Annotated in this window: 16 protein-coding genes; 7 read left to right on the plus strand and 9 right to left on the minus strand. The window is 65.1% G+C overall.

Annotated elements, in window-relative coordinates; all coding sequences use genetic code 11:
- The 3 genes from dgoD to HNO52_RS15545 form a co-directional block, all read right to left on the minus strand.
- The gene (gene dgoD / locus HNO52_RS15535) at positions 1–1,149 is read right to left on the minus strand and encodes a galactonate dehydratase (RefSeq protein ID WP_197566143.1); all 1,149 of its coding nucleotides are present in this window, start codon (positions 1,147–1,149) and stop codon (positions 1–3) included.
- Positions 1,146–1,946 (minus strand): FadR/GntR family transcriptional regulator, encoded by an 801-nt coding sequence (locus HNO52_RS15540; RefSeq protein WP_197566144.1) that lies wholly within the window; start codon positions 1,944–1,946, stop codon positions 1,146–1,148. The genes dgoD and HNO52_RS15540 overlap by 4 nt, the downstream gene beginning before the upstream one ends.
- Positions 1,947–2,073: 127 nt before the next feature.
- Complete coding sequence (locus HNO52_RS15545) at positions 2,074–3,672, minus strand: solute:sodium symporter family transporter (RefSeq protein WP_197566145.1); 1,599 nt, start codon at positions 3,670–3,672, stop codon at positions 2,074–2,076.
- 262 nt (positions 3,673–3,934) lie between these two features.
- Here HNO52_RS15545 and HNO52_RS15550 point away from each other — a divergent pair, with 262 nt between their 5' ends.
- From HNO52_RS15550 to HNO52_RS15560, 3 genes are read left to right on the plus strand one after another with little or no spacing between them, the layout of a single operon-like run.
- The gene (locus tag HNO52_RS15550; RefSeq protein WP_197566146.1) at positions 3,935–4,804 is read left to right on the plus strand and encodes a putative selenate ABC transporter substrate-binding protein; all 870 of its coding nucleotides are present in this window, start codon (positions 3,935–3,937) and stop codon (positions 4,802–4,804) included.
- On the plus strand, positions 4,804–5,568 hold the full coding sequence (locus tag HNO52_RS15555) for an ATP-binding cassette domain-containing protein (RefSeq protein WP_197566147.1): 765 nt from the start codon (positions 4,804–4,806) through the stop codon (positions 5,566–5,568). Before HNO52_RS15550 ends, HNO52_RS15555 begins: the two co-directional genes overlap by 1 nt.
- Entirely contained in the window at positions 5,565–7,088 is a 1,524-nt protein-coding gene (locus HNO52_RS15560) for a PhnE/PtxC family ABC transporter permease (RefSeq protein ID WP_232090327.1), read from the plus strand. Before HNO52_RS15555 ends, HNO52_RS15560 begins: the two co-directional genes overlap by 4 nt.
- Positions 7,089–7,152: 64 nt before the next feature.
- Here HNO52_RS15560 and HNO52_RS15565 read toward each other — a convergent pair whose 3' ends face one another.
- Entirely contained in the window at positions 7,153–7,530 is a 378-nt protein-coding gene (locus tag HNO52_RS15565) for a RidA family protein (RefSeq protein WP_197566148.1), read from the minus strand.
- 76 nt (positions 7,531–7,606) lie between these two features.
- Between HNO52_RS15565 and HNO52_RS15570 the strand changes: the two genes are divergently transcribed.
- From HNO52_RS15570 to modC, 4 genes are all read left to right on the plus strand, one after another.
- Positions 7,607–8,803, plus strand: coding sequence for an MFS transporter (locus tag HNO52_RS15570; protein ID WP_197566149.1), 1,197 nt, complete (start codon positions 7,607–7,609; stop codon positions 8,801–8,803).
- A 392-nt stretch (positions 8,804–9,195) separates the two neighbouring features.
- Complete coding sequence (gene modA / locus HNO52_RS15575; protein WP_197566150.1) at positions 9,196–9,975, plus strand: molybdate ABC transporter substrate-binding protein; 780 nt, start codon at positions 9,196–9,198, stop codon at positions 9,973–9,975.
- 6 nt (positions 9,976–9,981) lie between these two features.
- Positions 9,982–10,680: a molybdate ABC transporter permease subunit gene (gene modB / locus HNO52_RS15580; protein WP_197566151.1), complete on the plus strand. Its 699-nt coding sequence runs from the start codon at positions 9,982–9,984 to the stop codon at positions 10,678–10,680.
- Positions 10,677–11,741 carry a molybdenum ABC transporter ATP-binding protein gene (gene modC / locus HNO52_RS15585; protein WP_197566152.1) on the plus strand — a complete coding sequence of 355 codons (1,065 nt, stop codon included), beginning with the start codon at positions 10,677–10,679 and terminating at the stop codon, positions 11,739–11,741. Before modB ends, modC begins: the two co-directional genes overlap by 4 nt.
- Before the next feature lie 13 nt (positions 11,742–11,754).
- Here modC and HNO52_RS15590 read toward each other — a convergent pair whose 3' ends face one another.
- The 5 genes from HNO52_RS15590 to HNO52_RS15610 form a co-directional block, all read right to left on the minus strand.
- Positions 11,755–12,135 carry a winged helix-turn-helix domain-containing protein gene (locus tag HNO52_RS15590; RefSeq protein ID WP_197566153.1) on the minus strand — a complete coding sequence of 127 codons (381 nt, stop codon included), beginning with the start codon at positions 12,133–12,135 and terminating at the stop codon, positions 11,755–11,757.
- Between the two features lie 81 nt (positions 12,136–12,216).
- Positions 12,217–13,071 carry a universal stress protein gene (locus tag HNO52_RS15595; RefSeq protein WP_197566154.1) on the minus strand — a complete coding sequence of 285 codons (855 nt, stop codon included), beginning with the start codon at positions 13,069–13,071 and terminating at the stop codon, positions 12,217–12,219.
- A 181-nt stretch (positions 13,072–13,252) separates the two neighbouring features.
- Positions 13,253–13,627, minus strand: a complete 375-nt coding sequence (locus HNO52_RS15600) for a putative quinol monooxygenase (RefSeq protein ID WP_197566155.1) — start codon at positions 13,625–13,627, stop codon at positions 13,253–13,255.
- Between the two features lie 118 nt (positions 13,628–13,745).
- A complete protein-coding gene (locus HNO52_RS15605) occupies positions 13,746–14,600 on the minus strand; it encodes a universal stress protein (protein ID WP_197566156.1) in 855 nt (284 codons plus the stop codon).
- Positions 14,601–14,623: 23 nt separating this feature from the next.
- A complete protein-coding gene (locus HNO52_RS15610) occupies positions 14,624–16,114 on the minus strand; it encodes a SulP family inorganic anion transporter (RefSeq protein ID WP_197566157.1) in 1,491 nt (496 codons plus the stop codon).
- Positions 16,115–16,205 lie beyond the last annotated feature (91 nt).

A 16,205-nucleotide genomic window follows, 5' to 3' on the forward strand; every position in this document is an offset into this window, starting at 1 on the left:
TCACCATTCGGCGATGGAGCCGTCTTCATGGCTCCATACCGGGTTACGCCAGCGATGCCCCACTTTGGCCCGCTCCTCGACGAACGCCTCGTCGATCTCCACACCGAGCCCCGGCCCCTGAGGAATGGCACAAAAGCCCTCCTCGATGGCCAGCGCCGACTTGTCGACCAGATAGTCGAGCACGTCATTGTCCTGGTTGTAATGAATGCCCATGCTCTGCTCCTGGATGAAGGCGTTATGACTCACCGCATCCAGCTGCAGCGACGCCGCCAGGGTCAACGGGCCGAGCGGACAGTGCGGCGCCAGGGCCACGTCGTGAGCCGAAGCCAGCGTGGCGATCTTGAAACCCTCGCTGATGCCGCCGCAGTGGGAGAGGTCGGGCTGGATGATGTCGACCATGCCGTCGGCGAGCAGGTCGCGGAACTCGAAGCGGGTGTGCAGCCGCTCGCCGGTGGCCAGCGGATAGCCGAGGCCGCCGGCAATGTGCTTGAGCGCAGGCAGATGCTCGGGGGCCACCGGCTCCTCGACGAACATCGGATGAAACGGCTCCAGTTCGCGCAGCAGCGCCTTGGCCATGGGGCGATGAACGCGGCCGTGGAAATCGATGGCGATACCCACCTCAGGACCCACTGCTTCGCGCGCCTCGGCCACCCGCGCCACCGCCTCGTCGACCTTGCGGTGCGAGTCGACGATCTGCATCTCGGCGGTACCGTTCATCTTGAAGGCGGTGAAGCCGCGTTCGACCAAGGCGCGAGCGCCGGCCCCCACGTCGCCGGGACGATCGCCGCCGGTCCAGGCATACATGCGCATGCGCTCGCGCACGGCGCCGCCCAGCAGCTGGTGCACCGGCACGCCCAGGTCGCGCCCCTTGAGGTCCCACAGCGCCTGGTCGATGCCGGCGATGGCGCTCATCAGGATGGGGCCGCCGCGATAGAAGCCGGCACGGTAAAGGGTGTTCCATAGGTGCTCGATGCGGTGCGGATCCTGGCCGACCAGGTAGTCGGCAAGCTCGTGTACCGCCGCCTCCACGGTGGCGGCGCGGCCTTCGATGACCGGCTCGCCCCAACCGTAGCAGCCCTCGTCGGTCTCGATCTTGAGGAACAGCCAGCGCGGCGGCACCTGCCAGGTCTTGAGTCGAGTGATCTTCATTGGGAGCGCTCCTTGGCATGAACAGGGAATTCGGCTAGCGTCGCCTGGGCGGGTCCACCTTGTCCGTCGGCGACAATGCCCAGGTCGATGGCGGTACGCTGCAGCACGTCGGTGGCGGCCGCCTCGGCTGCATCCGCGTCGCGGTGGCGGATGGCCTCGAGCAGCCGACCATGGCGCGCCAGGCTGTCCTCCAGGCCGTCTCGCTGAGGTGGCAGATGGGCCTGGGAGCGCTGGATCAGGGCAACGATCGAGGGTCTCAGCAGATGGCCCATCTGACGCCACACCAAATTGTGGCTGGCACGGTAGATGGCGTCGTGGAAGGCCACGTCGCACTCCGCATGCTGCGCGCTGGCCTCCGGCTTGCCGGCGGTACGCTGCATACTCAGGAAGGCCGCTTCCAGGCTTTCGAGGTCATCCGCTTCGGCAGCGCGGGCAGCCAGGCGGGCAACGGCCGGCTCCGCCGAATAACGAAAGGCAAAGATCTCGCGCAGCAGTTGGGGATCGGGCGCTTCGATATCGGCCATCCAGGCGCTCACCAGCGGATCGAGCAGATGCCATTCGCCAATTTCACGAACCAGGCTGCCGCGCCCTGCAGTGCGCTCGATCAGGCCGAGAGCCACCAGGATCGCCAAGGCATTGCGCACCTGGTTGCGGCTGACCTCGAAATGCTCGCACAGGTCGCGTTCGCGGGGAAACGTTTCGCCAGGATGCCAGTGTCCCGCCAACAGCGCCTGGCCCAGCAGTCTGGCCAGGCCGTCGGCCCCACCCTGGTGACGTGGCAGCGAAGCCAGTGTCATTGCAGCCCTCCGAGCAGACCTTGGAAGAGTAGTGCAGCGACTATAAAACAACGCCGCATAAAATGTCAGACATTTCACCTCGCAGAAAAAAGAGGCGAGCCTGACGACCCGCCTCTGTCGCGCAGCCTCAACCGCCGGCGAAGGCTGCGTAGATGATGACCACAAGCACTACCAGCAAGAGCCCCACGGGCACCGCACCGCGCCAGGGCGTGAGATCGACGGCGCCGCTGTCCTCGTGTACCCAGTCCGTCTCACGCGGACGCAGCTTGCCGATCACAAGCATCAGGGCCACCAGCAGCACGAACACGCCGGCGACGAAGTGGAACTCATGCATGACCAGCGGAAGCCGATCGAACGGCGGCACGAAATAGCCCGCGGCAATCAGCAGGCAGCCACCAACCAGGGCAATCTTGGCCGCCATCGGCGGCACCCGCTTGGTGAGCAGACCGACGATCACTACCGCGAGGATGGGAATGAAATAAATGGCGTTCATCTTCTGCAGGTAGCCGAACAGACTCTCCTGACCGGACAGAAGCGGCGCGATGGTCATGGTGACAATGGCCATGATCCAGCCGAACACCTTGCCCGACCTGACCACCTGCTCTTCGCTCGCCTCCTTTTTTAGCACGCCTTTATAGAGGCCCAGGCTGAAGATGGTGGTGGTGCTGTTGAGCGCCGAGTTGAACGACGACAGGATGGCACCCACCATCACAGCGGCGAAGAAGCCGGTGAGATAGGGCGGCAGCACGTTGAACACCAGGTGGCCGTAGGCCTCGTCGGCCTGTACGCCCTGGTCGGCATAGAGGTGGTAGGCAATGATGCCGGGTAGTACCAGGTAAAGCGGGCCGAGCAGCTTGAAGAAGCCGGTCAGCAGGACGCCTTTCTGGCCCTCGGCGAGGTTCTTGGCGGCAAAGGTACGCTGGATGATCTGCTGGTTGGTGGTCCAGTAGAAGAGGTTGATCAGGAACACGCCGGTAAAAAGAGTGGAGAAGGGTACCTGCTGGCCGGAACCACCGATCGAGTTGAGCTTTTGCGGATCGCTCTCCTTGAGGATATTCCAGCCCTCGAGCAGGCCGCCGTCGCCGCTGACCGCCTGCAGGCCGAAGTAGACGATGACGAAGCCGCCGACCAATAGCCCGACGCCGTTCAGCGAGTCCGACACGGCCACGGTGCGCAGCCCGCCGAACAGGGCATAAATGGAGCCGATGATTCCCACCACCCAGACCGTCAGCCACAGCAGCAGCGTCTGCGACTCGATCCCGGTCAGGCCGGAGAGATCGAGCATGCCCTGCAGCCCCATGGCGCCGCAGTAGAGAATGATCGGCAGCAGGATCACCGCATAGGCGATGAGAAAGATCACGTTACAGATCAACTGGGTGCCGGCGTCGAAGCGGATCAGCAGCATCTGCGGCAGGGTCGCGATACCGCTGCGCAAGAAGCGCGGCAGGAAGAACAGCGCCAGAGCGACCAGGGCGATGACCGCCACCACCTCCCAGGCCATCACGCTCAGGCCATCGCTGAAGGCCGCCCCGTTGAGCCCTACCATCTGCTCGGTGGAGAGGTTGGTCATCAGCAGCGAGCCGGCGATCAGAGGAAAGGTCAACGAACGGCCGGCGAGGAAATAGCCGCTGGTGCTCTCATGATCGTCGCGCCGGGTCAGGCGCCAGGTGATGAAGGCCACCAGGCCGGTAAAGAACAGGAACGACAACAGGGTCAAGGCATGCATGCAGGTACACTCCCTTGCGGACAGCGAGCAATCCGATGGTCAGTAAAATGTCTGACATTGATGAATTAACCACATTTTAGGCAAACGCAGCGCTTGATACATGCGCCTTTAGTCGAAAAAACGACCATTATTTTTGAAATATTACTAAAAATATCTTTCAGGCTGTCTTATTACCGCAGGGGCGACACAGCGCTCGACTTGCCAGCACCGCGTCGGCCTACAACAATAGCGCCTCTACTTCTTACGCCTGCAAGGAGCCCACATGCGCCGGATCGCCCTCTCCGCCCTCCCCTTAGCCGGCTTACTCTCGCTGTTCGCTCAGGGGGCGGCCGCCGAGACCTTCCGCTTCACTGCCATTCCCGACGAGGACCAGGCGCGCCTGGTGGAGCGCTTCTCCAAGGTGGCCGATTATCTGGATGAGCGCCTCGGCGTCGAGGTGGAGTACGTACCGGTGAAGTCCTACAGCGCTGCGGTCACCGCCTTTCGCAATGACCAGGTGCAGCTGGCCTGGTTCGGCGGGCTCTCTGGCGTTCAGGCGCGCCGACTGGTGCCGGGTTCCCAGGCACTGGCCCAGGGCAGCGAGGACAACGCCTTCGTCAGCTACTTCATCGCCCATGAGTCGACCGGACTTGAGCGCACCGACGAGTTACCCGACGACATCGAAGGCATGAGCCTGACCTTCGGCTCGCGCACCTCCACCTCCGGCCGGCTGATGCCGGAACACTTCCTGCGCCAGCGCTTCGACGACGCCAACCCCGAGGACTTCTTCTCGCGGGTGGGCTACTCCGGCGATCACTCGCGCACCATCGCCCTGGTGGAAGCTGGCACCTACGACATCGGGGCGGTCAACTACACGGTGTGGGAAGCTGCCGTGGAGGATGGCCGTGTGGATACCGACAAGGTGGACGTGATCTGGGCCACACCGCCCTACCCCGATTACAACTGGACCCTGCGTGGCGACGCCGATGAGCGCTTCGGCGAAGGTTTCAGCGACAAGGTACAGGCGGCGTTCCTGGAGATGGACGACCCGGAACTGCTCGACACCTTCCCCCGAGAGGCGTTCATCCCTGCCGGCAACGACCTCTACGCCCCCGTCGAGGAGGTGGCCGAAGCGCTCGGCCTGCTGCGCTGATGGAGGGAGAGCAACGTCGGCTCCTGGTTCGCTTCGATGGCGAAGACTTGGGGCATGGCGAACACATCGTCCTGCCACGCTTGTCTCTCGCCCTCTACGCAGGCGAGCGGGTTGCCCTGCTCGGCCAGAGCGGTGCCGGCAAGTCGACGCTGCTCGGCGAGCTGCGTACCCGGCTCGGTCGCCAGGTCGCCTGGTGCCCGCAGCACCACGGCCTGGTACCGCAGCTTGCCGTTTATCACAACGTCTTCATGGGCCGGCTGCAGGAGCACTCGGCGCTGGCCAACCTGTGGAACCTGGTGCGCCCCTTGCGCCGCTCTTGGTATGAAGTGGCCGCCCTGTGCGACGAGCTGGTGCTGACCGGCCTACTGCGCCGACCGGTGGGCGAACTCTCCGGCGGCCAGCGTCAGCGGGTTGCCATTGCCCGCGCGCTCTACCAGGCGCGCCCGCTGTTCCTCGGCGACGAGCCGGTCGCCAGCGTCGACCCCCACCAGGCCCTGCGTCTGCTGGAGCTGATCGAAAGTCGTCATGCCACTTCAGTGATTGCGCTCCATCAGCGTGAGCTGGCACTGACCCACTTCGACCGGGTATGGGGCTTGCGTGACGGCTGCCTGGTGATCGATGCACCCGCCGACGAGCTCACGCTGGCCGAGCTGGACGCGCTCTACCCCGATGCCGACCAGCCTGACCACCGCCCGCCGCCAGACGATGATGCCGCGGCCCTGCCGGACGTCGACGCGCTGCCCTGTGCCCGGGGGCGCCCGTGAGGGACGGCCTGACGCAGCGCCGCGGCTCGTCGCTGACGGAGTGGTGGAGAGGAACCTCGCCCGGCTTGCGCCTCGCCCGCCATACCCTGGGCCTGGTGGCCCTGGCCGTGCTGCTGCTGCCCTTTGCCGACCTTGCCATCCACACCCGCGACCCTTGGGGTGAACTCGGACGCATGGTTGCCGGCCTGGCCTGGCCCGCCTGGGGGGCGCTGGAGTCGCCCTTGTCGGCGCTGGGGCTCACCGTGGCGGTAGCGCTGTGGGGCACTCTGGCCGGCGTGATACTGGGTTTTCCCTTGGCGCTGCTGTTCGCTCGCTCGCGCCTGGTGCGCGCCGGCTGCGCCTTCGTGCGCGCCATTCACGAGCTGTTCTGGGCACTGCTGTTCCTGCAGGTCTTCGGATTCTCGGCGCTCACTGCCCTCGCGGCGCTGGCGATTCCCTACGCCGGCATCTTCGCCAAGGTCTACGCCGAGATTCTCGAGCAGACCCCACGCGCACCGCGCGATGCCCTGCCACCCGGCAGCGGGCGGCTGGCGCGCTTCGTCTACGCCGAGCTGCCGCTGGCCTGGACCCAGCTTGCCGCCTACACCCGCTACCGCTTCGAGTGCGGCCTGCGCGCCAGCGTGCTGCTCGGCTTCATCGGCCTGCCGACCTTGGGCTTTCATCTCGAAACCACCTTTCGCGAGGGCCGTTACCACGAGGCCGGCGCCCTGCTGTGGCTGTTCTACCTGCTGATCGCCAGCCTGCCCTGGTGGGGCCACAAACGCTTGATTCCGCTTCTGCTGGTGGGCGGCGCCTGGCTGCTCGGCCCTTGGCCGAGCGTCGACGGCGCGCTGCTGTGGCGCTTCGTGTCGGAGGATATCTGGCCGGCGGCGCTGCTTGCCGGCGACTGGGCGGGGCTCGCCGAGTGGCTGACTCGGATCCCCGCACTGGGTGCGGCCATCGGCAATACACTGCTGCTGGGGCTTCTCGGTACGGTGGGGGCGCTGGCGGTGGCGCTGGCGCTATGGCCGCTGGCCAGCCGCCACTTCGGCAACCGGGGCACACGCCTGGCCGGGCATGGCGTGCTGATCTTCCTGCGCTCGACGCCGGAGCTGATGCTGGCGTTCGTCTTTCTGCTGTTGCTGGGTCCGTCGTTGCTGCCCGCGTGGCTGGCCCTGGCACTGCACAACGGTGCCTTGATCGCCTTCCTGGTGGCACGCCATGCCGACGCCATAACGCCCGGCATGCCGGGGTTGCCCGCTAGCGGAAGGCTGGCCTACGAGCTATTGCCGCGCGTGTATCCCGGTCTGCTGGCGTTGCTCTACTACCGCGCCGAGGTGATCCTGCGCGAAACGGCGATACTCGGCATGCTGGGCGTCGCCACCCTGGGCTTCTACATCGAGGAGGGCTTCGACTACCTGATGTTCGATGTGGCCTTCTTCTTGCTGCTGGTCACCGCCGCACTGAACATCGCCGTGGACGCCCTCTCGCGACGGCTGAGGCCGCGAGAGGTTCCGCTCGACGATCCCTGCGTTCGTTAGGCAACCATGAGTGTTCTGGCGGCAACCCGCCTATCTTCGCTCGCCAAGAACCTCGACGGCTTCCTCAGTAGGGGTAATCGCCACCGGCCACGACGGCAGCCGTCACGGTAATCTCGACCTTGAGTTCGTCGGCGGGCATCGGTGCACAGACGCAGGTACGCGCCGGGGCGTGGCCGGTGGGTACCCAGGCGTCCCACACCGCGTTCATGGCAGCGAAGTCGTGGCCATCCTTGAGGTAGATGGTCGCGGTGAGCAGATGCTCGCGGTCGGAACCCACCTCGGCGAGCAGCGCATCCACCCGCGCCAGCATGCTCTCGGTCTGCTCGGTGATGTCGCCGTGGCGCGCCTCGGGGCTGGCCACCTGGCCGCACAGGTAGGCGATTCCGTTGTGAATTACGGCGCGGCTCATGCGCGCCTTGGTGTCGTGACGAACGATGGTCATTTCTTCTCTCCTTGAGCTGCTATCATGCCGGCTTTCGATCCAGCCAATCATATTGCCATCGCTCAGGGAGGGCGTCATGGGCTATCGCACGCTGCTGAGGGATCACCGAGGGCTGTTGAGCATCTGTTTTTGGGCCATGTTCACCTCGAGCCTGGGTCAGAGTTTCTTCATCGGCCTGTTCCAGGCGCCCATCAGCGAGCGCCTCGGGCTCACTCCCGGCCAGTTCGGCAGCGCCTATGCGCTGGTCACGCTGATCTCCGGCTTCGCCGTGCTGCGTCTGGGGCCCAGCATCGACTGGATAGCACCGCGCCGTTTCGCCCTGCTGGTCCTGGCGACACTCGTGGCCGGCGTCATACTGCTGACGCTCTCGCCCTGGTGGTGGCTGGGGCTGCTCGGCCTGGGACTGGTGCGCTTCTGTGGCCAGGGCATGATGACCCACCTGGGCAATACCCTGGCGGGTCGCGAGTTCGTCGCCATGCGCGGGCGGGCCCTAGGCCTCGTCAGCATGGGCATCATGCTCGGCGAGACGCTGCTGCCGCCCGTGATCGCAGCCCTGCTGGTGTGGCTCGGCTGGCGCGAGCTGTGGTGGCTGTTCGGCCTGGTGCTGGCCGCCTGTTGGCTGCCGCTGCTGCTGCGCGGCCCCTGGCCGTCGGCGCCGGGACAGCGGCCGGCTCGCGGCCAGCGACCCAGCGGCCCGCGCCCCTTTCTCGACCCGCGCTTCTGGCGCCTGTTGCCGCTGCTGATGACGCTACCGATCACCATGACCGGGCTGTTCATCTACCAGGCGGCGATGACTCGCGACCTAGGCAGCACACTGACCGTTTACGCCCTGGCCCTGACAGGCATGGGCCTGGCCAAGCTGCCCGGCGCGCTGCTCGGCGGACGCTGGGTCGATCGCCTGGGGCCGGTTCGCCTGGCACGCCTCTACCTGCTGCCCTACGCGCTGGCCCTGCTGGTCGCCATCGCCTTCGGCGGCCATCTCGGTGTATGGGCCCTGATGGTGGGGGGCGGGCTCGCCATGGGCTCGCAAGAGTCGATCGCCACCAGTCTGCTGGTACGCATCTGGGGCGCCGAGCATCTCGGCACGGTGCGCGCCACCTTGAGCGCCAGCATGGTCTTCGCCACCGGGCTGGCCCCGGCGCTACTGGGCATCGCGCTCGATCTCGGTGCACACTTCACGCTGATACTCGCCGGCATGCTGGCGTTTCTCGCCTTCGGCTGGTGGCTGGCCCAGGATCTACTGCGTCATCAGGCGAGCGAGCATACCGACTGACCGCCACGACACAAGGCTATGTCTGAAAACTGTCTGCGCTTGGTCATACGGCGTTAAAAAACAGCTCAAAGTCCTCATTTACACCCAGCAAACTCCGTCTTTTGACTCGCGACATCCCTGTCGCTCGCTCTTCGAGCAGCGGAGCTGCCCAAATCGGCTTCCCTGCCGATTTGTCGCTGATTTTCGTCTTGTCTGACCTGCTCTCGCCGACTTTCAGACATAGCCTAACGGTTGCTAGCAGTCAGGACCGTTAGCAGGGAGATACCTCTCGCGCGGTATGGCATGCCCAACGTAGCGTATGGCAAGATACGACGAATCGTTATATCTGAAAATATATGACGATACCTTGCCTGCACCGAACGAGTCCCAAGGCACAAGAGTGGAGAACGCAAGTGTCCCATCCTTTCAGACGCCTGCTGGCGGGCATGGCCGCCTTCGCCCTGAGCCTGGCATTGACCGCGGCCCAGGCCAGCGAGGCGCCGATGCGCATTGCCGCGGCCTCTGACCTGCGCTTCGCCCTGGAGGAGATCCTGGAGATTTTCGCCGTCGACCATCCCGAGCATCCGGTGGAGGTCGTCTATGGCTCATCGGGGCGTTTTCGCAGCCAGATCGAGAACGGCGCCCCCTTCGACCTCTACTTCTCGGCGGATATCGCCTACCCTCGAGCGCTGGAAGAGGCCGGCCAAGCAGCCAGCGAGGTGATCCCCTACGCCGAAGGGCGGATCGTGCTCTGGAGCGATGGCATGGATGCCTCCGAGCTGACCCTGGAATCCCTCAGCGATGAACGCTTCCGACGCATCGCCATCGCCAACCCTCGCCACGCCCCCTATGGCGCCCGGGCCCGGGAGGCACTGATTGCCAGCGGTCTCTGGGAGGCGCTGGAGCCTCGGTTGGTCTTCGGCGAAAACATTGCCCACACCATGCAACTGGTACAGAGCGGGGCCGCCGAGGTAGGCATCATCGCCCTGGCGCTGGCCCGCAACCCGGCTGTGCTTGAACGAGGGGGCTATCACTTGATCGACGATGCGCTACACGTGCCGCTCGAGCAGGGCTTCATCATTACCCGGCACGGTGGCGACCATCCCACCGCGAAGCTGTTCGCCGAAGCCATGCAGAGTCCGGAGGCACGAGACATCATGCGCGCCTACGGCTTCGTATTGCCGGGCGAGTAGGACGCCATGACCTACTTCGGCATCAGCGAGGCGGACTGGGCCGCCCTGCAGCTGACCCTCAGGCTGGCCCTGATCAGTACCGCCCTGCTGCTGGTGCTCTGCCTGCCGCTGGCCTGGTGGCTGGCCCATACCCAGCGGCGCATCAAGGTAGTGGTGGAAGCCCTGGTAGCCCTGCCGCTGGTGCTACCGCCCACGGTGATCGGGTTTTATCTGCTGATTCTGCTCGGGCCACGCGGCGCGGTGGGCGGCACGCTGGAGCGGCTGGGGGCGAGCCACCTGGCCTTCACCTTCACCGGGCTGGTGATCGGCTCGATGATCTATTCGCTGCCCTTCGTCGTGCAGCCGCTACAGAACGCCTTCCAGGCCATGGGCCGTCGCCCCCTGGAAGTGGCCGCCACTCTGCGGGCCGGGCCTCTCGACCGGCTGGTTTCGGTGGTGCTGCCCCTGTCACGCCAGGGGCTGCTTACCGCGGCCGTGCTCTCTTTCGCCCACACCCTGGGCGAATTCGGCGTGCTGCTGATGATCGGTGGCGGCATACCGGGCCAGACCCAGGTGGCTTCCATCGCCATCTACAGCCATGTGGAGGCCTTCGACCATGCATCGGCACATCGCCTGTCGCTGTTTCTGCTGTTGACGGCCTTCGCCCTGCTGGTCTGCGTCTACGCACTCAACAAGCGCTTCAGGGTAGCGGGGATCATGCCATGAGCGTATCGGGCGCCCTGCGGTTGCGTCGCGGCGACTTCGTACTGGATGCCGAACTGGAACTGCCCGAGCGTGGCGTCATCGCCCTGTTCGGCCGCTCCGGTTCGGGCAAGACCACGCTGCTACGCTGCCTGGCCGGCCTGGAGCGTAGCGACGGCTGGCTGTCGGTCAATGGCTGTCGCTGGCAGGAGCGGGATTACTTCCTGCCGGTGCATCGACGCCCGTTGGGCTATGTCTTCCAGGAGTCGAGCCTATTCCCCCATCTGCGGGTACGCGACAACCTGCGCTACGGCTACCGGCGGGTCGAAGCCAGTCGCCGCCGCGTCGACTTCGACGAGACGGTACAACTGCTCGGCGTCGAGGCGCTGTTAGAACGCTACCCGCAGGCACTCTCAGGCGGACAGCGCCAGCGCGTGGCCATCGCCAGAGCCTTGCTCGCCAGCCCTCGCCTGCTGTTGATGGATGAGCCCATGGCGTCGCTCGACGCGGCGAGCAAGGCGGAAATCCTGCCCTACCTGGAGCGGCTGCACGCGTATCTGGAGGTGCCGATGGTCTACGTCAGCCACGCCCTCGAGGAGGTGGCCCGCCTGGCGGATCACATGGTGCTGCTGGAGGCGGGAAGCGTGCTGGCCGCCGGCCCCTTGCACGAGCTGCTGGTCCGCAGCGACCTGCCGCTGTCTCATGCCGATAATGCCGCCGCAGTACTGGTGGCAAGGGTCGTGAGACACGATGCCGAACAGCAGTTCGTCGAGCTGGAGTGCGGCGCCGGACGGCTGTGGGTTTCACGAGGCCCGGCGGCGGTGGGCGAAAAGCTGCGCGTCAGTGTCCAGGCCCGGGACGTGGTGATCAGCCTGGCGCCGCCGCCTGATTCCAGCACCCTCAACTGCCTTCCGGCGCGGGTTGTCGAGACCAGCGACGACCCCCACCCCGGCCACCTGCTGGTGCGCTTGGCGGTCGACGACCAGATGCTGCTTGCGCGCATTCCCCGCGAGGCCTCAAAGCGCCTGGCATTGACCCCAGGCAAGCACGTCTATGCCCAGTTGCGTGGGAAGGCCCTGTCCTGATGCTCTCTCAAGCCTAGTGTTCTCGGTCGGGAGTGGGGGGTGACTCGGCAAACAGCGAGGCGAAGGTATCCATCTCCTCGGCCACCGCCTCACTGGCGATACGCTGCATCCTGCGGTAGCGCTCGAGCACCTCCTCGCCGAGAGCGGTGATCTGTGCGCCTCCGCCCCCCTTGCCGCCGGTCGCGGTAGTCACGAGTGGCTCCCGGAAGCACTGGTTCATGGTGTCAACCAGCAGCCAGGCACGCCGATAGCTCATGCCTAGTTGGCGGGCCGCCGCGGAGATCGAGCCGGTTTCGGCAATGGTCTCGAGCAGCTGCGCCTTGCCCGGGCCTATGGCGATGGCATGCCCCAGTTGAATACGCAGGCGAGGAGTCGACTGATACGGGGCTGCCACGATGGCCTCCTTTGGACAACATCCGCTGGATGCTACCACTCCTCGCCGGCGCCTGACATTCAGCGCTGGCGAAAGAGCATCTCAACGCAGCAGCAGCACCGGCACGCTGGCCCGCCGCAGCATGGCCGTGGTCGTGCTGCCCACCAGCAGGTGGCGAATGCGCGAGTGACCGTAGGCCCCCATCACCAGCAGGTCGATGTCGTTCTCCTCCTTGTAGGTGCGCAGAGTCTCCTCCACCTCGCCGGCACGGATCGCGCCTTCGGCCTCATGGCCGGCATCGCGCAATACGGCCAGTGCCCAGTCGAGCTGCGAGCGGTTGTCGCCGGTCTCGGCACCGACGATCACCACGTGCACCGGAATGCCGTTGAACAACGGACTTCTCGCCAGCATCTCGACACCCTTGCGGGTAGTCTTGCTGCCGTCGAAGGCGAGCATCACCCGCTCAGGCCGCTTGAAGGTCTCCGGCACCATCAGGATCGGCCGGTGCAGGGTACGCACCACCCTTTCCAGATTGGAGCCCAGGTGTTCGCTGGCCTGGTGAGCGGTCTCGCCGCGCTTGCCAACCAACAGCAGGCGGATCTCGTCTTGCAGCTCTTCCAGGGTTTCGACCAGGGTACCGTTGCGCTGGCGCATGGCGGGTTCCGCCACGCCATCCTCGATGGCTCGCTCCTTGGCCGCCTGAAGCATCAGCCGGCCCTGCTCCTGGGCCACCTTGGCGCGCTGCTCGTCGAGCTGCGAGAGCTCCCCCAGCAGGTGCTCGCGGGAGCCCAGCCCGATGTTGCCGGAGAGATCCGGCTCGGCGGTCTGGGGGTGATTGTCCACCACGTGCAGGAAGGTCAGCGGTGCATCCAGCGCCAGGCTGGCCCAGGCGGCGTAGTCGCACACCCCGGTAGAGAACTGCGAGCCGTCGATGGCGGCCATCACCTGTTCGGTCATCGTTTCGTTTCCTGGCTGGCGTATGTCGTTATATGCCCTTCCGTTTCTACCTCATCGTCCAGGGGCTTGGCCAGGCGCCAGGTCAACGCGAAGCGCCTAATCTGCGCAATCGATGCATTTCAGCACGGTCGGATCCCATTCCAGGCGCTTCACGGCAATCCACTCACCGTATGCCAGGCATTCACCGAACTCCTCGCGCTCCAGTCGCATCGCTCCGGGGTACGTCGTAGTCGTGGGGTTCGTCGGTATAGACGCAGACGTTGGCATGCTGCACGTCTCCCTCGGGCGACTCGACATGAGTGGCGAAGAACTCCTTGATCTCACGCCGGTTGCAGTGAGCCTCGAAGGCCTCACGATTGGCCCAGATTTCATGAAAGACGATCGGATAGCTGGCCCCCTGAGCATTCGGATGATCGATATGCCGGGTTACTGTGTATTGCAGGCAGCCATCCTCGCGGTGAGCATTGGGTTCCAGGGCTTGAAGCGCCTTGAACAGGGCATCTTCCCTGCCAGGCTTGGGCTTGAAGTTGGCGATGCAGTAGATCTTGCTGGACATGGATTGGCTCCTGCCTGTTCGGTATTGGCTCTGTCTCCTGACTCGGCGGCGCGAGCTTTCGAGCAGGTTATAAAAAAGCCGGCGCACTTCCCGCAGGAAGGGCCGGCTGGGGTAAGCGTCAGCGCAGCAATAGCACCGGCACGTTGGTCCGTCGCAGCATGGCGGTAGTGGTGCTGCCCACCAGCAGGTGGCGAATGCGCGAGTGGCCATAGGCCCCCATCACCAGCAGGTCGATGTCGTTCTCCTCCTGATAGACACGCAGAGTCTCCTCCACCTCGCCGGCACGGATCGCCCCCTCGGCCTCATGGCCGGCCTCATGCAGCGCGGCCAGCGCCCAGTCGAGCTGTGAGCGGTTGTCGCCGGTCCCGGCACCGACAATCACCACATGCACCGGAATGCCGTTGAACAGCGGGCTCTTTGCCAGCATCTCGACACCCTTGCGGGTAGTCTTGCTGCCGTCGAAGGCGAGCATCACCCGCTCAGGCCGCTTGAAGGTCTCCGGCACCATCAGGATCGGCCGGTGCAGGGTACGCACCACCCTTTCCAGATTGGAGCCCAGGTGCTCGCTGGCCTGGTGAGCGGTCTCGCCGCGCTTGCCCAGCACCAGCAGACGAATCTCGCCCTGCAGCTCGTCGAGTGTCTCCACCAGCGTACCGTTGCGCTGGCGCGTGCCAGGAGCATTCACGCCAACGGCGACGGCACGCTCGCAGGCCGCCGTGAGCATCAGCCGGCCCTGCTCCTGGGCCACCTTGGCACGCTGCTCGTCGAGCTGCGCGAGCTCCTCCAGCAGGTGCTCGCGGGAGCCCAGCCCGATGTTGCCGGAGAGATCCGGCTCGGCGGTCTGGGGGTGATTGTCCACCACGTGCAGGAAGGTCAGCGGCGCCGCCAGCGCCAGGCTGGCCCAGGCGGCGTAGTCACACACCCCGGTAGAGAACTGTGAGCCGTCGATGGCGGCCATTACCTGTTCTGTCATGTCTCGTTCGCTCCCGTATCCGTTCAGTGGCCGCCCATCAGCTTCTCGACGGCGGCGGGGTCGTCGTGAATGGCATAGCGGTCGACGATGGTCGCGCTGGCTTCGTTGAGTCCGATAAGCTCCACCTCGGTGCCCTCACGGCGGAACTTGATCACTACCCGATCCAGCGTCTGTACGGCGGTAATATCCCAGAAATGCGCACGCGACAGGTCGATGGTGACCTTCCCCACGGTCTCCTTGAAATCGAAGGCACTGCCGAAGCGCTCGGAAGAGGCGAAGAACACCTGCCCCACCACCCGATAGATACGGCAGCTGCCGTCGTCGGCCTCTTCGGAGCCGATGTAGAGAATGTTGCCGACCTTGTTGGCGAAGAACATCGCCGCCAGCAGTACACCCACGAATACGCCGATCGCCAGGTTGTGCGTGCCTACGGTCACCGCCACGGTGGCTAGCATCACGATGTTGGTACTGAAGGGGTGTTTCTTGAGGTCGCGAATGGACGCCCAACTGAAGGTACCGATGGAGACCATGATCATTACCGCAACCAGCGCGGCCATGGGGATCTGAGACACCCAGTCGGCAAGGAACACCACCATGATCAGCAGCACCACACCGGCGACGAACGTGGAGAGCCGCCCACGGCCACCCGACTTCACGTTGATCACCGACTGTCCGATCATCGCGCAGCCGGCCATGCCGCCCAGCAGGCCGGCGCCTATGTTGGCGATGCCCTGGCCCTTGCACTCGCGGTTCTTGTCGCTCGGGGTGTCGGTCAGGTCGTCGACGATAGTGGCCGTCATCATCGATTCCAGCAGGCCCACCACGGCGAGCATTACCGAGTAGGGCAAGATGATCCACAGCGTATCGAGGGACAGTGGCACGTCGGGCCACAGGAAGACCGGTAGGGTATCAGGAAGCTCGCCCATATCGCCCACGCTGCGAATGTCCATGCCGCTGATCATGTAAACGGCGGTCAGCACCACGATGCACACCAGCGGCGAGGGAATCGAGCGGCCGATCGCCGGTATGTAGGGGAAGAGATAGATGATGCCGAGCCCGGCAGCCGTCATGGCATAGACGTGCCAGGTCACGCCGGTAAGTTCGGGTAGCTGGGCCATGAAGATGAGGATCGCCAAGGCGTTGACGAAGCCGGTGACCACCGAGCGCGAGACGAAGCGCATCAGATCCGCCAGCTTGAGGTAGCCGGCCACGATCTGCAGCACCCCGGTGAGCAGAGTGGCCGCAAGCAGGTACTCGAGGCCGTGTTCCCGCACCAGCGTAACCATCAGCAGCGCCATCGCGCCGGTCGCGGCCGAAATCATACCGGGGCGTCCGCCGGTGAAGGCGATGATCACCGCGATACAGAAGGAAGCGTAGAGGCCGACCTTGGGGTCGACCCCGGCGATGATGGAGAAGGCAATGGCCTCGGGAATCAAGGCCAGCGCGACCACGATGCCGGCGAGGGAGTCGCCCTTGATATTGGAGAACCAGTCTTGCTTGATGGATCGGAACATTCTTCGGTCCAGTGGTGAGGGTTGTTATGCCAGATGGCGCCAAGGGGTCATTCAAGCGCTCTCCCGGCCACGCGACGAGGACGGCGCAGTA

The organism is Halomonas sp. MCCC 1A13316, from assembly GCF_014931605.1.
In the GTDB taxonomy this organism is placed as follows: domain Bacteria; phylum Pseudomonadota; class Gammaproteobacteria; order Pseudomonadales; family Halomonadaceae; genus Halomonas.

What these genes read in the sequence shown, in the direction of transcription:
- HNO52_RS15605 (WP_197566156.1), bottom strand. Translation starts at nt 14,600, where the DNA reads ATGACAGAACAGGTAATGGCCGCCATCGACGGCTCACAGTTCTCTACC.
- HNO52_RS15565 (WP_197566148.1), bottom strand. Translation starts at nt 7,530, where the DNA reads ATGACCATCGTTCGTCACGACACCAAGGCGCGCATGAGCCGCGCCGTA.
- HNO52_RS15550 (WP_197566146.1), top strand. Translation starts at nt 3,935, where the DNA reads ATGCGCCGGATCGCCCTCTCCGCCCTCCCCTTAGCCGGCTTACTCTCG.
- HNO52_RS15595 (WP_197566154.1), bottom strand. Translation starts at nt 13,071, where the DNA reads ATGACCGAACAGGTGATGGCCGCCATCGACGGCTCGCAGTTCTCTACC.
- HNO52_RS15555 (WP_197566147.1), top strand. Translation starts at nt 4,804, where the DNA reads ATGGAGGGAGAGCAACGTCGGCTCCTGGTTCGCTTCGATGGCGAAGAC.
- HNO52_RS15610 (WP_197566157.1), bottom strand. Translation starts at nt 16,114, where the DNA reads ATGTTCCGATCCATCAAGCAAGACTGGTTCTCCAATATCAAGGGCGAC.
- modB (WP_197566151.1), top strand. Translation starts at nt 9,982, where the DNA reads ATGACCTACTTCGGCATCAGCGAGGCGGACTGGGCCGCCCTGCAGCTG.
- modC (WP_197566152.1), top strand. Translation starts at nt 10,677, where the DNA reads ATGAGCGTATCGGGCGCCCTGCGGTTGCGTCGCGGCGACTTCGTACTG.
- HNO52_RS15540 (WP_197566144.1), bottom strand. Translation starts at nt 1,946, where the DNA reads ATGACACTGGCTTCGCTGCCACGTCACCAGGGTGGGGCCGACGGCCTG.
- HNO52_RS15570 (WP_197566149.1), top strand. Translation starts at nt 7,607, where the DNA reads ATGGGCTATCGCACGCTGCTGAGGGATCACCGAGGGCTGTTGAGCATC.
- dgoD (WP_197566143.1), bottom strand. Translation starts at nt 1,149, where the DNA reads ATGAAGATCACTCGACTCAAGACCTGGCAGGTGCCGCCGCGCTGGCTG.
- HNO52_RS15600 (WP_197566155.1), bottom strand. Translation starts at nt 13,627, where the DNA reads ATGTCCAGCAAGATCTACTGCATCGCCAACTTCAAGCCCAAGCCTGGC.
- HNO52_RS15545 (WP_197566145.1), bottom strand. Translation starts at nt 3,672, where the DNA reads ATGCATGCCTTGACCCTGTTGTCGTTCCTGTTCTTTACCGGCCTGGTG.